Genomic DNA, 13729 nt, shown 5'->3' with positions numbered 1-13729 from the left:
AGAATCAGACCAGATAGACTCAGATTGTTCCTGAAGGAGTCTGAATATGCAATGATGGGCACAGCAAAGGAGGATTGACCCTATGAAAAAGTCGTCGAGAAATCTGCTGATTGCTCTTCTGATCCTGCTTCTCGGATTGGCAATTGCTTATCTGAAACTTTCCAATGAAGTTGTCAACGTCAGATATTCTGATACAGGAGGAACTTATTTCTATTCTGACGGGACCACTGAAAAAGCTCCGAATGTTTATGTCTATAAACAGTTTGATAATTATTTTGCTGCTTACACGGGTAAACAGATCATTCATTATGAGGCCGGAACACTTGATGATCACAGCAGGTATATCACGATCCAGACGACAAAATGGAATCTTCTGTTCGGCCGGAACATCTATAAATCAATTCCAATCACTAATACATATACAGAGGTTCCAATGATTGATCACGTCTATTACTACAACGGTGACATGACTCCTGAAAAACTGAGGACAGCCGCCCCCGCCAGGTACCAGGAAGATATGGTATTGCTTGAAATGTTTCGGGATACAACTCTCCAGAATGAATGAAAGAGAGGCGGTGCTGACTATGAAAAAGTTTAAACCACTGGATGTAATCCTTTTTGCCCAATTTATCTTATTCCTGGTTCTCTGGGCTGTTGATGAGGATACAAAAATAGCTGAACAAATTAATGGAGTGGTATTTGTTGTGCTGTTCTTTGTCAATCTATTCCTCAGATTAAAAGGAAAAAACTAAATTTAGCAGATGCGTCTGGCATTTCAGAAGATGTCTTATTTTGGCATAATTCAGATTGTCAATTCATAGAGAGCTGGCAGCTGTTTAGAAGCAGCAACGCCTTTCGTTTACATGCATGCATTTATTCATGAAGGAGCCTGGATAATCTGTCTCTAGTTTAAAATGCGCCTAATTCATATAATGAGACGATCTGTCTTTCTGCTCCTGTTATCTTTCTAGAAGATTCCCATATCTGAAAAAAGAGATGCATGGCACTATCAGAACCTATTGCTTCAGATCATGATTATTATCTTGTGCGTGCCTGATAAGAAAAGACATGCAGGGATCATATTGAAAATGAATTATTGTTCGTCTAGCGGATCTGCCAGGAATCAAAGTGAATATCTGTGCGATGCTGTGAACAAGATGTTTATAGAAAAAGGACATTGTTCCATCCACGATTACTTTTCTAAATGGGACAGCACTTCCGGAGCATGAGTCCTGATATGCTCGATGAATTTTCTTGCGGCAAGTGGAAGGGTTTCGTAGTTCCTCCAGCCCATGGCAATCGTACGCTTCACTGGTTCTTTGATCGGCAGGACTGCGACTCCATCTGAGAAACCTGCAAGCGTCAGCCGATACATGATGGAATAACCCATATTCTGGCGGATCATCGTCAGGATCGAATAATCATCTGTGACTTTGAAACGGATATCCGGCTTGAGGTTCAGATTCTGAAAGGCTTTCATGGCAACGCTATGCTCGCCTTCGTCCAGGAGGATATAAGGAAGCTTTGACAGTTCCTTCAGAGAAACGAATTTTTTCTCTGCCAGCGGTTCTGATAATGGCAGGACGGCCATCATCGTATCACTGTAGATTTCTTCGGTTTCTAAACCTGAGACAAATTCCGGATTCACGAATCCGAAGTCCAGTCTTCCACCGAGGATATCTGCCGTGATCGAATCATATTCTCCCTGGAGCAGTTCAAAACGGACCAGGGGATATTCTTTCCGGAAGGAACGGATCAGAGGAGGCAGCAGGTTTCTGCTCACACTGGTAAAGGTACCGATCCGGATCACGCTGTCTGTGAGACCTGCCATCTCTCTCTGCTTGGCATGCAGTGCTTCTTCTCCGGCAATGATGGAACGAAGATATGGAAGATACTCATTTCCGTCTTCGGTCAGGGAGATGCCTTCCCTGGATCTCTCAATCAATGCGGTACCAAGTTCTTTCTCCAGGGAGCGCACTGCCTGGCTGACGGCAGACTGAGAGTATCCGAGGATTTCTGCTGCTCTGGTAAAAGACTTTTCCTGTACGACTTGAATGAAGATCTGATAGCGGCTGTCCATAAGTATCTCTTATTCAGAAAGCATAACGAGAGAAAGAAACGATTTCAAGAAGAGGATCTCTGAGAAGTTTCTGCATTCAGGGGCTCAAGCAGAATTTCGGTGATATAGGCAATTTCTTCTTTGGGAATAGAGATTCCGTAAAGCTCATTCACATTCTGAAGATTCTTTTCGACTGCTTGATAGACTTTCAAGTTGGAACGGATGAACGAATTGACTTTCGGATATGGAAGCGGGTCCAGACGGATTACCCGCTCAAGCATATTCACGGAATGACAGAGAAATTTGATTGCAAGCTCATTGGTATAAGGCAGGTTAAGATCTTCCAGAATTCCGGAAAGTGACAGCATCAGCGCATCGACTGCTTTGGAAGCGTAGAGGAATGTCATAGATGGCTGCAGAAATTCATTGGTAAGCCGATAAATGATGCTTTGACTGCCAGAGGAAACTGGCTGGTAAGCTGAAGAAGCTGGCGTATTTGTTTCAGAGCTGATATTCAGCATGATCTGCTCCAGAGACTGATATCTGCTGATCCGATCAGCAATATTCATCAGACCGTCCAGAGAGGAACACTTCACGCAGCGGCAGCGGATGTGCAAGGTTGAGACGATGTAGTCACTGACATTTTCAAAAGGGTTCCCATCTGCTGCAATGATGATTCCCTGTCCGTGATCAAGCTCATTGCAGCGGATGGTGACAAGCTCAAGCAGGTCATTCATCTGCATATCCGGAATATAATCGATGGCTGAAACCGGAAGCTGTTTCCGATAGATGGTATCAAGGTATTCCTTCAGCTGCGTTGCAATGGATTTCCCGTGAGAAATAATGAGAAGAGGCACCATTTCTTTCTGGTCCCACTTTCCGGCAATAGTCAGATACATTGCAATGAAGTAGCGATCCGATTTCGGAAAAGAAATATGAAAGATGGATTCCAGTCTTTCGACGATAGTATCAGCAATCTTTATCGTTCCCTCCACAAGATCTCTTGAGGACTCGATCTTTATCCCGGCGCCGGTATCGCCATGTTCTTCGAGCTGGTTCAGCCGGTTTGTAATATGCAGCATCAAGCCTTTCAGCAGGCGGGGATTGCGACTGTAAGATTCTTCAAATGATGTTTTCTGCAGAGATTCTTCGAAGATCTGAGAAACAACCGGATTGATCTGAATATCAATTTTCTTAAGCTGGGCATTTCCGCAGTTCACGATGGTGCTGATATTCTCCGAGATGAAGTCACTGACACTGATGACCGATGAGGTGTCGGTATCAAGCTGATCAAGAAACTGATCGAAACGGCTGACTTCCAGCTGGGAAGGCAGTTTTTGTAAGATTTCCAGGGTCGTGCAGTGTCCATTCGCTTCAAATAGAATGTAATCTGTATCAATCAACGACAGGACTCCTCGGACTGCCGAAAGCCGGGAAACCTGTTCTCTGGAAGAAAGCATCTTCAGAGAAAGATGCTGATAGCTCACGATGATTGTCGAGAGCGATTCTGACGAAGCCAGAAATGCTCTTGCACAGGCCTGCTTTACTTCTGCACGCATTCCGGACAGATTTTCTGGATAATCCATCTGCACGAAGAGATCCAGGATATCCTTTGAAATACGGATCGTACGCTTGATGGATACAGCTTCCTGCTCGAACAGTGCGAGTACTTCTTCAGTCTTTTCATAGATTCCGCGCTGATCAATGTCAGGAATATGAATAGTTACAGGAAAGTATCTGCTCAGATAATCGAGATCAGCCGTCTTCTCCGGAGTCGCAGAAGCAATGATAGAACACGCAAGAGTATGAGAAGCAGAATCGCCTTCCCTAGTGTACATGCCGCGGTCCAGAAGGTCCGTAATGGAATTGCGGGCAATCGGATGAAGAAGATGCAGATTGCTGAAATAGAGTGTTCCGTGACCGCACGCAGAAAGGTATCCGCGGTCATTTTCTTTTGCTGATCCGAAAATCAATGAGATGAACGAAGAAACAGATTCTGCGGAATGATAGCCGGAACATTCAATGAGGATGAATTTTGAGGATGCTGGTTTCCGGCCTGATTTCTGCGCATATTCATGCAGGTAGCTTGCTATCTTCAGTTTATTTACGCCAGGATTTCCGATGACCAGGAGCGGAAGCCCATATGGCGGATACATGATTGCAGATTTTGCATCACGGATCTGATCATGAAGAGATCCATCTGCCCCTATAATCTTTTCGGCAGGATCCTCGAGTTCAGGAGCAGAGGTTCCCTTTTCTTTCAGATACCTGGTGATGGAATCACCCTTGAATATTGTGTTCGGAATATTATCAGTGTCGTATGCCTTCTGAAGGATTCCCCGGCTCAGATAAACAACAGGATGGCTCTGAATTTTGATCAAGCTTCCTTCACGCCAGAGTCTGTTCATAAGTTTCGAGGCATTAGTCCGATCAACTCCTGCAAGCTGTGAAATATACAGCGTGTCCAGAGTAACGGTATCGAGCGTATTGCCGGCGATTGCCTTCTGTGTTTCTTCGTCGATGATGTGAAGGATTTTTTCGAGTCTTTTCATGTGAGTACTCCAGAATAAAGTGCAGTCCGAACAGAAAATAGTGCGGGTCACCTTCTGAACATATTTTCAGAAGCCTTTTTGTGTGTCAAATATCGTAGAAATAATAACACACAATATATTTATAGTGTCATAAATATGGGAAATGTCGAGAAAATCTGGCGCACAGAGCACAAAAAAACATGCATGAAACGGGAAAATTGACACAGTAAAAGGAACTCAATATATTGCAATTAGTGATTGTGAGGGAACATATGACGAGAATACTTCTTCTGAGTCACGGAAGGTTGTGTGAGGAAATGTACGGCACCATGAAGCTGATCGTGGGGGATGCACCGGAATTTTCCTTCATCCTACAGCCAGCTAATGGGGATATGCAGAAATATGAGGCGGACATTCGCACCGCCTTGGAAAATCCTGAACCGGTTCTAGTCATCACAGATCTGTTCGGTGGAAGTCCGCTGATCACGCTGGCAAAAGTGTATGGGGAGAATCCGGAAACTTACAGGAAGAGAGTCCGGATCGTAACCGGCATGAATCTTCCGATGCTGCTGGAACTCAGCACGCAGGTTAAGAGTGCTTCGGTTGAACAGCTTGCTGAACAGGCTGTCGAAACCGGACACGCAGGAATCATAGATTTTCAGAAAAAACTGGAGGAAAGCAAAAAATGAGTGTAGTTCTGTCCCGAGTTGATGAGCGTCTTCTGCATGGCCAAGTAATTGCTTCATGGTCTAAGGTTCTTCAGATCAGAAGAATTCTGGTCATTGATAACAAGCTAGCCAAAGATACGTTCATGGCACAGGTCCTTGAGATGACTGCTCCGACTGGCGTGAAAGCAAAGGTCATGACATGCGAGCAGGCCATGAAAGAGCTGAACGGAAATGAAGATTCCGTCAATACGATGCTGCTGTTCAAGAATGTTGATGCACCGCTCGAGCTGGTGAAGCTCGGATATCCGATGAAGGAACTCGACATCGGGAATATGGGAAGTGGACCTAGCAGAAAGCCGGTGACTAAACGAGTATTCATGAGCCAGGAAGAAATCGGAATGGTGAAAGAACTCATGAATCTCGGTGTTGATGTTTACCTGCAGATGCTGTCCAGCGATTCCAGATCAAGTATGAAAGAGCATATCTCATAAGAGAAAGGGGAGGAAAAATATGCTTGGTATCGCAATTATTATCGGTTTACTCTGTTGGCTGGTTTCTTCAGCCTGCCCAATGTGGCTGAGATGGTCGTGCTATTTCGGCGCACCGCTCGTCGCAGGTCTGGTATGCGGACTTCTGCTTGGAGATGTTCCGTATGGACTCAGCGTAGGCGCCACGATCATGGAGGCCTATGTCGGATTGCTGGCAATCGGAGGCTCGCTGCCGAATGAAATGGCGATCGCGGGCTATCTAGGTGTCACGATGACCATGATTGCTAAAGCTGATCCGTCAACAGGACTGGCACTGTCTGTTCCGCTGGGACTGCTTGGTGTGCTTGCCCAGAATGCGAAGATGTCTCTGAACCCGATCTGGGTGCATAAGGCAGATAAGTATGCTGCTGAAGGGAATATCAAAGGAATCAAACGCATGAACCTGTTTGCTTCTCAGATCTTTCCGTTCATCTTCTACTTCATTCCGGTATTCCTCTGTGTCTATCTGGGCGGCCCGTTCTTCGAGAGCTTCATGAATTCGATCCCGGCACAGCTGACAAAGATCCTGCAGCTGATTGGTCACATGATGCCTGCATTAGGAATGGCAATGCTGATGCAGTCTCTTTCAAAAGATACCTTGATTCCGTTCCTGATCATCGGTTTTGTAGCTGCAGCCTATCTGAATATCAGCACGATGGGTATCGCAATCATCGGTGTAGCACTGGCAATTCTCCATTACTTCTATCTTGGCAGCAAGGAGGGTGAGTAACATGACTGAGACAAAAGAAAAGAAGACCCTTACTCAGAAAGAACTGAATAAGACCTGGTGGGACTGGATCTGCTGGGGCCAGATCTGCTACAACTGGGAACGTCTGATGGGCCTCGGCTTCTGCCATACGATGACTACCGCTATTCAGAAACTCTACGGTGATAATGAAGAAGAAAAACGTGCGGCGCTGACTCGCCACATGGAGTACTACAACACCGAGAATACCTGGGGTGCAATTGTTCCTGGCATTGTTTGCTCACTGGAAGAAGAGCGTGCAAATGGCGGTGATGTGGATGCAGATGCAATCCGCAATCTGAAGACCGCTCTGATGGGCCCTCTTGCTGGAATCGGCGATACCGTAACGCAGTCACTGGTAAAGGTCATTCTGCTTGGCGTCGGCATTGACATGGCAAAGAACGGAAATCCGATGGGACCGATCCTGTTCGTGATTCTGTTTAGTGTCTATGCAATCGGCGTTTCCAGATTCCTGTTTTTCCGCGGCTATAAGCTCGGCAAAGAATCTGTTGTCAAGCTGCTTTCCGGTGGCATGGTCAAGAGAGTGACAGAGTCTCTTGGCGTTGTCGGCATGGCAGTGCTCGGAGCACTGGTGGCTAAGAATATCGGCGTAACTACTCCGCTGGACTTCCATATCGGAGAAATGGAAATTGTCATGCAGGATCTGCTGGATTCTATTATCCCGAAGCTGATTCCGCTTGTGATTTTCCTGATCGTCTATCGCCAGCTGAAGAAAGGAAAGAAGCCTACTACTGTCATGGTCTATATGATGATTGCCTCTGTAATCCTTTCTCTGCTTGGAATTCTTGCATGAAGAGGAGAGCAGAATGAGCAAACTACTTGAAGAACACAGAAAACTATTCGGAACAGAAAAACCGGTAATCGGATGCCTGCACATGATGGCGCTTCCGGGAACCCCGTATTACGAGAAAGAAAATACTCTTGAAAAACAGATTGAACGCCTGAATCATGACGCAGAGATCTTCATGAAGCTAGGCTTTGATGCAGTGGTCTTTGCAAATGAAGGCGACCGTCCTTATCTGAATACCGTGGGACCTGAAATTGTTGCGGATTATACGAGAATTGCTACAGAAGTCGCAAAAAACCTGACGATTCCGTATGGCTGCGGTGTTCTGATTGATCCGTATGCTTCCATTGCGGTAGCACATGCGATCGGTGCGAAATTCATCCGTACGTATGTATCGAATTCCTATACCGGTTCCTTCGGACCGCAGGCGTACTGCCCGGGTGATATCTTCCGCTACAGACGCCAGATTGATGCTGAAGATGTACACGTTTATACATATTTCGAGGCTCATGGCGGAACATGCCTGGATACGAGAACAACTGAGCAGCAGATCGAAGCGGGATTCGGAGTAATGCCGATCTCCGGAATGCTGATCGGGGGCCCTCATGCAGGTCTTCCGCCGGAAGAAGGACACTTCATTTCCATCAAGAAGCAGTTCCCGGATATTCCGCTGATTCTCGGCAGCGGCTCCAATAAGAACAACATCAGAACACTGCTGCACTATTCAGATGGGGTGATTGTCGGAACTTCAATCAAACGTGATGGCTATCTTTATAACGAGGTAGACTACGATCGCGCAAAGGAATTCATTGAAGCAGCAAAAGGCTGAGCAGGTCGTCTCAGATCATCATTGACCAGGCTTTGCATAGAAGCCTGGTTTTCTTATGGAAAAATTGCGAAGAGGGGATAACATAGACAGTTTTTTCTGTCAGCAGATGGCAATCATTTTAAAATAAGCAAAACTGATTTAAATATCATTTAAATTCATTTTACTAATTTTATGAATCTTCTGATAATGAAATCGGAGAGCAGATATGACAGCAGGAGCAGCAGAACTCGAACATGCAGAACAGATGACGGGAAACCGGAAAGCATTCCTGGAAGGAATGAGAGATGGAATTCCGATCATGACTGGCTATTTTGCGGTGTCGTTTGCGCTTGGCATTGCGATGCGCAATGCGGGTCTTTCGCCTGCAGAAGGGCTGATGATGAGTATTATGAATACTGCCTCTGCGGGAGAATATGCAGGAATCACGATGATTGCGTCTCAGGCTTCTCTGCTAGAGACTGCATTGATGACGCTGATTGCCAATGCAAGATATTTCCTGATGAGCTGTTCTCTGAGTCAGAAGGTTTCTCCGGATGCTTTGATGAAGCATCGGTTTCTGATCAGCTTCAATATTACAGATGAGCTGTTCGGGATTTCCATGGCTCAGAAGGGATCTCTGAATCCTTCTTACTGGTATGGTGCTTCTGCTGTGGCCATTCCGGGCTGGGCAGCAGGGACGGTGTTAGGGGTCATTGCCGGATCTGCGCTTCCTTCTCTGATTTTCGGAGCTCTGAGTGTTGCGTTGTATGGCATGTTCCTGGCAATCATCATTCCTCCCTGCAGAAAAGATCGGGTGCTGGCTGGTCTGGTGTTCCTGAGTTTTGCGGCTAGTTATGTGTGCAGTGCTGCTCCCTATGTAAGTCAGCTTTCAGAAGGAACCAGAACAATTATCCTGACGGTTCTGATTTCTGCGGTGGCTGCGTGGAAGTACCCGGTGAAGGAGGACGTGACAGAGTGAGTACGATGGCGTATATTGCTGTCATGGCTGCGGTTACCTATGCGATCCGCGCGATTCCGATGACACTGTTTAGGAAGCCGGTGAAGAACCGGTTCGTGAAGTCATTTCTGTATTATGTTCCGTATGTGACGCTTGCAGTGATGACCTTCCCGGCAATTCTGGATGCGTCTGGTTCGAGGAGTGCAGGATTGCTGGCTCTTGGGGTCGGAGTTCTGCTTTGCTGGAAGAATGCAGGATTGTTTGCAACCGCAGCAGGATGCTGCGCGGCAGTGCTTGCTGCAGGGCTTCTGCAGCTTTGAAAGAGAGAAATAGGGATGTCTTCAGAGAGTGTGAGAAAACAGTTTGAAGAAGCAGGAATTGCAGATCGGATCATGACATTCGATTCTTCCAGTGCAACAGTTGAGCTGGCGGCGGAGGATATCGGATGCGCTCCGGCAGAAATCTGCAAGACCATGGCATTTGATGTCGATGGCAGAACCATTCTCATCTGCATGGCAGGGGATGCGAGAATTGCGAATCATGCTTACAAGGAACTGTTCCATAAGAAAGCAAAGATGCTGAAAGGTGATGAGGTTGTAGCCCGGACTTCTCATCCGATCGGCGGCGTATGCCCGTTTGGTCTTCCGGATGACTGTGAAGTATATCTGGATGAATCGCTGAAACGGTTCGAATATGTCTATCCGGCCTGCGGTTCTGCCAACAGTGCGGTGAAGCTGACGCTGCCGGAACTGGAAACGTATTCCGGTTATAAGGCCTGGATCAATGTGACTTCGCTTCCGGAGTAAAGAACTGATAGTCTTCATCCGGAAGATCGTGAACCATGATCTGTTCTCCAGTGACAGGATCCGTGAGGATCATCTCCTCTGCCCAGAGTCCCATATGATGGAAATGGACAGAAGGAGTTCCGTAGAGCGGATCATTGACGATCGGAAAATGAGCAGAGGAAAGATGAACCCGTATCTGATGGGTCCGCCCGGTTTTCAGGGTACATGCCATGAGCAGGTATCCTTTTTTCTTCTGCAGGCAGCGGACGATCGTCTCTGCTTCTTTTCCGGTTTCGGAGAGCCGGTATTTTCCATTCACATGGCGGTCTCTTCCAATTTTTCCTCGGAACGTGAATTTCTGGCCTGGCATCGCGGAACCTCTGGTGATGGCAAGATAGTGCCGGGAGATCTTCTTCTCTTCGAGCATTGCATCATACCATGGCTGAAAGAACGGGTTCTTCACGAAGAGGACCAAGCCGGTGGTTTCGCGGTCAAGGCGGTGGATATAGCGGACCGGAGCCTGGATGCTGTGCTCTAGCTGATAGGCAGCAGCTTCTGCAGCAAGACACTTTGTATCATCCGGATCGCCATGGATGATGATGCCTGGCTCTTTATGGGCGACATAGAGATAGTCATCTTCATAGACGATTGGGCATGGGGTTTCAGCAGGAACATGATCCACTTTCATAAAAGGGATGTGAATCGTGATCGTATCGCCTTTCTGAAGAAGGACATGAGAATCCTTCACCGGCTTATGATTGATCTCAATCGATCTGCTCTGAATCAGACGATGGCGATTTGAAGAAGACTGGCGGTAGAAGAGCAGGAAGTCTTCGATGGTCTTTCCTTCGAATTCATTCAGATGATAGAACGTGATGGTTCCTGGCCGGGTTTCTGCATTCATGCCATTACTGTAGCAGATCTTTGAGAAGACTGAATGAAAAAGAAACAGATAGAAGCTGATCTTCCTGAGCTGAAGAATCTTCTGCTGAGCATATGCAGGGATCTGGCTTGCCCCATATGCTATATTTCCTGCATAGGCAGGAGAAATACATGAAAACAAATTATGATGTCCTGATTGCAGGTTTTGGCAAAGCTGGAAAAACAATCGCGGTCAAACTGGCAAAAGCAGGGAAGCAGGTTGCACTGATTGAAAAAGATCCGGGAATGTATGGAGGAACATGCATTAATGTCGGATGCATTCCTTCCAAGCGTCTGATCGAAGATGCGATGCATGCTCCGAAGGGGACGTTTGCAGAACAGGCAGAATACTACCGGCATGCAATCGATGAGAAACGAAAACTGACGGCGGCGCTGCGTCAGACAAACTACGAAAAAATAATCGGTGCAGGAGTGACGGTGATCAATGGAACAGCATCTTTTTCGGATGCGTTTCATCTGAATGCTGAAACCGCGGAGGGAAATGTTCTGCTGGAAGGAAAGCAGATCATCATCAATACTGGTTCTGTGCCTGTGATCCCGCCGATTCCCGGAGCAGACCAGAGCAGGCATGTATATGTATCTGATACGCTTCTTGAACTAGATACACTGCCGAGAAAGCTGATCATTGTCGGTGGAGGATATATTGGCCTTGAATTTGCCTCGATGTATGCAGAGTTCGGAAGTGAGGTTGCAGTGCTTCAGGATGGTGAGGAATTTCTGCCGAGAGAAGATAAAGATCTTGCTGATTCAATCCGCTCCGTTCTGGAGCAGAAGGGAGTGAAGATCATCACTGGTGCCAGGATTACTGGAATCCAGGAAAATACTCTTTCTTTTCAGACTGATGGGAAATCAGAAACACTGAAAGGTGATGCGATTCTTCTTGCGACCGGACGAAGACCGAATACCGCTGATCTGCATTGCGAAAGAGCGGGAATCGCTCTGAATGCCAGAGGGGGCATCGAGACGGATGAACATCTGCGTACTGCTCAGAAGCATATCTGGGCGGCGGGTGATGTTCTTGGAAAGCTGCAGTTCACATATATTTCATTAGACGACAGCCGAATTATTCTGGATGATATGAATGGAACGGGAAATCGGACGACTGGAAATCGCGGCGCATTCTCTTATTCGGTTTTTCTGGACCCTCCGTTTTCCAGAACCGGACTGAACGAGAGGGAAGCACGGCGTGCAGGCTTGAAGTTCCGTACCGTGACAATGCCAGCATCTGCCATTCCGAAAGCAAAGGTTCTGCGCAGGACGGATGGCATGCTGAAAGCACTGATTGGAGAGAATGAAACAATTCTCGGGGCAGAACTGTTCTGCGCAGAGTCTCAGGAAATGATCAATTTCGTGAAACTTGCAATTGATCAGAATCTCAGGGCAGATGTTCTGAAGAATTTCATCTTTACCCATCCCACCATGTCAGAAAGCCTGAATGACCTGTTTTCTCTTTAGCTTAAGAAAACGGGATTGATCTGGATCATCAGAGGAGAGTCCGTCTATCTCAGACAGTGACTCTTTTCTTTCTCGTTTCTTGATCTTGCTTGCCGGATCAGCTGATGGATGACCTCATCGGTTCTGACAGCCTTCCAGCTATTGCCTGAAAGCGATTCCTATGGATAATACTCAGCGCATTGGCTAACATAAAGAGGGTATCATCTGAAATGAGAAATGGAGAATGTCATGAAGAAAGCGGAAGATGTTCTGGTGCTGACAGGTGCGACTGCCATCATTGCTGCAGCCGTATTCTTTTTCCTGATGCCAAGTCATGCAGCGGTCAGCAGTGTCAGCGGATTGGCAATTGTGCTGAATCATTTTGTCTCCATGCCGGTATCTGGCATCACACTGATCCTGAATTTCATCCTGCTGATTGTCGGGTTCCTGACGTGCGGGAATGAATTCGGGTTCCGGACCGTCTATACTTCGATTCTGCTGCCGGGATTTCTGGCGCTGCTGGAGAGGTGGTTCCCGGGCTTTCAATCGATGACCGGAGATCAGGTTCTTGACGTAATCTGCTATGTTTTTACGGTGAGTATCGGCTTGAGCATCTTGTTCAATCGCAATGCGTCTTCCGGAGGAATTGATATTATTGCCAAGGTTCTTAATAAGTATCTGCGGATAGATCTTGGCAAGGCAATGTCCGCGGCAGGAATTGCGGTTGCGCTTTCTTCTGCCTTTGCCTATGATGCAAAGACCGTGATCATCAGCCTGCTTGGAACTTATCTGAATGGAATCGTACTGGATCATTTCATCTTTGATCAGAACCTGAAAAGAAGGGTGTGCATCGTTTCTCCGAAAGAGGAAGAGATCAGAAACTTCATTCTGACCGAGCTTCACAGCGGAGCAACGATCTATGAAGCAATCGGTGCGTATCATCTGCAGAAACATGATGAGATCATCACGGTTGTGGACAGAGCCGAATTTCAGAAGCTTATGAACTTTCTGGACCGGACAGATCCGGAGGCTTTTGTGACGGTCTATCAAGTCAGTGATATGCATTACCGGTCCAAGCATCTGAATGAGAGAATGTTTCCGGAAAAAACCTCCCCAGGAACAGGAAGAGACTGATTTATCCTGTCACCATCAGTTTCTTCGAAAAACCAGATAAAAACATGCAGTCCATAGGAATTTCTGAATCCATTCCAAGGCAAAGGAAATCTTGCCCTAAGAAGAGCTGCAGGTGAAACCTTGCGTTTGGCCCGGATGAAACTGGATGGGCATTTGTTTTCTGAAAGTATTCTGTAAAGTGAAAAATACCAGTAAATTTTTCTTGAAAATTATTATCTCCGGTATATAGTAAATGTCGTCACAGCACGTGATATACAGAAATTGCGCTGATGGAGAGATACTGTTCTCAGTGTACGTTGTTTAGCGAGCGGCGTCTGGTGAAAGGCCGCC

15 protein-coding genes are annotated in these 13729 nt (G+C 46.7%); 12 read left to right on the top strand and 3 right to left on the bottom strand.

The window, feature by feature from the left end; all coding sequences use genetic code 11:
- Positions 1 to 82: 82 nt before the first annotated feature.
- Positions 83 to 565, top strand: coding sequence for a hypothetical protein (locus tag C7E00_RS11250; RefSeq protein ID WP_105304359.1), 483 nt, complete (start codon positions 83 to 85; stop codon positions 563 to 565).
- Between the two features lie 19 nt (positions 566 to 584).
- Positions 585 to 752, top strand: a complete 168-nt coding sequence (locus tag C7E00_RS16230) for a hypothetical protein (protein WP_167836571.1) — start codon at positions 585 to 587, stop codon at positions 750 to 752.
- Between the two features lie 440 nt (positions 753 to 1192).
- Here the strand turns inward: C7E00_RS16230 and C7E00_RS11240 are convergent, their stop codons facing one another.
- Positions 1193 to 2080 carry a LysR family transcriptional regulator gene (locus C7E00_RS11240; RefSeq protein ID WP_204378612.1) on the bottom strand — a complete coding sequence of 296 codons (888 nt, stop codon included), beginning with the start codon at positions 2078 to 2080 and terminating at the stop codon, positions 1193 to 1195.
- A 44-nt stretch (positions 2081 to 2124) separates the two neighbouring features.
- A complete protein-coding gene (locus tag C7E00_RS11235; protein ID WP_105304356.1) occupies positions 2125 to 4611 on the bottom strand; it encodes a PRD domain-containing protein in 2487 nt (828 codons plus the stop codon).
- A gap of 251 nt (positions 4612 to 4862) precedes the next feature.
- Here C7E00_RS11235 and C7E00_RS11230 point away from each other — a divergent pair, with 251 nt between their 5' ends.
- The 8 genes from C7E00_RS11230 to C7E00_RS11195 all read left to right on the top strand — a co-directional run bounded on the left by C7E00_RS11230 (position 4863) and on the right by C7E00_RS11195 (position 9910).
- Entirely contained in the window at positions 4863 to 5279 is a 417-nt protein-coding gene (locus C7E00_RS11230; protein ID WP_105304355.1) for a PTS sugar transporter subunit IIA, read from the top strand.
- Positions 5276 to 5749, top strand: a complete 474-nt coding sequence (locus tag C7E00_RS11225) for a PTS sugar transporter subunit IIB (protein WP_105304354.1) — start codon at positions 5276 to 5278, stop codon at positions 5747 to 5749. The genes C7E00_RS11230 and C7E00_RS11225 overlap by 4 nt, the downstream gene beginning before the upstream one ends.
- A gap of 19 nt (positions 5750 to 5768) precedes the next feature.
- Positions 5769 to 6515: a PTS mannose/fructose/sorbose/N-acetylgalactosamine transporter subunit IIC gene (locus tag C7E00_RS11220; protein ID WP_105304353.1), complete on the top strand. Its 747-nt coding sequence runs from the start codon at positions 5769 to 5771 to the stop codon at positions 6513 to 6515.
- A gap of 1 nt (position 6516) precedes the next feature.
- Positions 6517 to 7344 (top strand): PTS system mannose/fructose/sorbose family transporter subunit IID, encoded by an 828-nt coding sequence (locus C7E00_RS11215; protein ID WP_105304352.1) that lies wholly within the window; start codon positions 6517 to 6519, stop codon positions 7342 to 7344.
- A gap of 13 nt (positions 7345 to 7357) precedes the next feature.
- Positions 7358 to 8167 carry a BtpA/SgcQ family protein gene (locus tag C7E00_RS11210; RefSeq protein ID WP_105304351.1) on the top strand — a complete coding sequence of 270 codons (810 nt, stop codon included), beginning with the start codon at positions 7358 to 7360 and terminating at the stop codon, positions 8165 to 8167.
- A 205-nt stretch (positions 8168 to 8372) separates the two neighbouring features.
- Complete coding sequence (locus C7E00_RS11205) at positions 8373 to 9125, top strand: AzlC family ABC transporter permease (RefSeq protein ID WP_204378611.1); 753 nt, start codon at positions 8373 to 8375, stop codon at positions 9123 to 9125.
- Between the two features lie 5 nt (positions 9126 to 9130).
- Positions 9131 to 9424: an AzlD domain-containing protein gene (locus C7E00_RS11200; protein ID WP_105304350.1), complete on the top strand. Its 294-nt coding sequence runs from the start codon at positions 9131 to 9133 to the stop codon at positions 9422 to 9424.
- A 15-nt stretch (positions 9425 to 9439) separates the two neighbouring features.
- On the top strand, positions 9440 to 9910 hold the full coding sequence (locus tag C7E00_RS11195; RefSeq protein ID WP_105304349.1) for a YbaK/EbsC family protein: 471 nt from the start codon (positions 9440 to 9442) through the stop codon (positions 9908 to 9910).
- On the opposite strand, the gene C7E00_RS11190 is transcribed toward C7E00_RS11195, so the two are convergent.
- Positions 9885 to 10793 carry an RluA family pseudouridine synthase gene (locus C7E00_RS11190; protein ID WP_105304348.1) on the bottom strand — a complete coding sequence of 303 codons (909 nt, stop codon included), beginning with the start codon at positions 10791 to 10793 and terminating at the stop codon, positions 9885 to 9887. The genes C7E00_RS11195 and C7E00_RS11190 overlap by 26 nt on opposite strands.
- A 149-nt stretch (positions 10794 to 10942) precedes the next feature.
- On the opposite strand from C7E00_RS11190, the gene C7E00_RS11185 reads away from it, so the two are divergent.
- Positions 10943 to 12286, top strand: coding sequence for an FAD-dependent oxidoreductase (locus C7E00_RS11185; RefSeq protein ID WP_105304347.1), 1344 nt, complete (start codon positions 10943 to 10945; stop codon positions 12284 to 12286).
- Positions 12287 to 12514: 228 nt separating this feature from the next.
- Positions 12515 to 13399: a YitT family protein gene (locus C7E00_RS11180; RefSeq protein ID WP_239928564.1), complete on the top strand. Its 885-nt coding sequence runs from the start codon at positions 12515 to 12517 to the stop codon at positions 13397 to 13399.
- Positions 13400 to 13729 lie beyond the last annotated feature (330 nt).

Origin of the sequence: Anaerolactibacter massiliensis, assembly GCF_900290205.1 — a bacterium.
In the GTDB taxonomy this organism is placed as follows: Bacteria; Bacillota_I; Bacilli_A; order Erysipelotrichales; family Erysipelotrichaceae; genus Bulleidia; species Bulleidia intestinalis.
Note: the sequence above shows the minus strand (reverse complement) of the source record. Positions and strands in the feature narration are given on the sequence as shown.

Bases quoted from the DNA above. Each gene is read 5' to 3' on its own strand.
- C7E00_RS11240 (WP_204378612.1), bottom strand. From the start codon at position 2,080: ATGGACAGCCGCTATCAGATCTTCATTCAAGTCGTACAGGAAAAGTCT.
- C7E00_RS11190 (WP_105304348.1), bottom strand. From the start codon at position 10,793: ATGAATGCAGAAACCCGGCCAGGAACCATCACGTTCTATCATCTGAAT.
- C7E00_RS11215 (WP_105304352.1), top strand. From the start codon at position 6,517: ATGACTGAGACAAAAGAAAAGAAGACCCTTACTCAGAAAGAACTGAAT.
- C7E00_RS11210 (WP_105304351.1), top strand. From the start codon at position 7,358: ATGAGCAAACTACTTGAAGAACACAGAAAACTATTCGGAACAGAAAAA.
- C7E00_RS11185 (WP_105304347.1), top strand. From the start codon at position 10,943: ATGAAAACAAATTATGATGTCCTGATTGCAGGTTTTGGCAAAGCTGGA.
- C7E00_RS11220 (WP_105304353.1), top strand. From the start codon at position 5,769: ATGCTTGGTATCGCAATTATTATCGGTTTACTCTGTTGGCTGGTTTCT.
- C7E00_RS11230 (WP_105304355.1), top strand. From the start codon at position 4,863: ATGACGAGAATACTTCTTCTGAGTCACGGAAGGTTGTGTGAGGAAATG.
- C7E00_RS11195 (WP_105304349.1), top strand. From the start codon at position 9,440: ATGTCTTCAGAGAGTGTGAGAAAACAGTTTGAAGAAGCAGGAATTGCA.
- C7E00_RS11200 (WP_105304350.1), top strand. From the start codon at position 9,131: ATGGCGTATATTGCTGTCATGGCTGCGGTTACCTATGCGATCCGCGCG.
- C7E00_RS16230 (WP_167836571.1), top strand. From the start codon at position 585: ATGAAAAAGTTTAAACCACTGGATGTAATCCTTTTTGCCCAATTTATC.
- C7E00_RS11250 (WP_105304359.1), top strand. From the start codon at position 83: ATGAAAAAGTCGTCGAGAAATCTGCTGATTGCTCTTCTGATCCTGCTT.
- C7E00_RS11205 (WP_204378611.1), top strand. From the start codon at position 8,373: ATGACAGCAGGAGCAGCAGAACTCGAACATGCAGAACAGATGACGGGA.
- C7E00_RS11225 (WP_105304354.1), top strand. From the start codon at position 5,276: ATGAGTGTAGTTCTGTCCCGAGTTGATGAGCGTCTTCTGCATGGCCAA.
- C7E00_RS11180 (WP_239928564.1), top strand. From the start codon at position 12,515: ATGAAGAAAGCGGAAGATGTTCTGGTGCTGACAGGTGCGACTGCCATC.
- C7E00_RS11235 (WP_105304356.1), bottom strand. From the start codon at position 4,611: ATGAAAAGACTCGAAAAAATCCTTCACATCATCGACGAAGAAACACAG.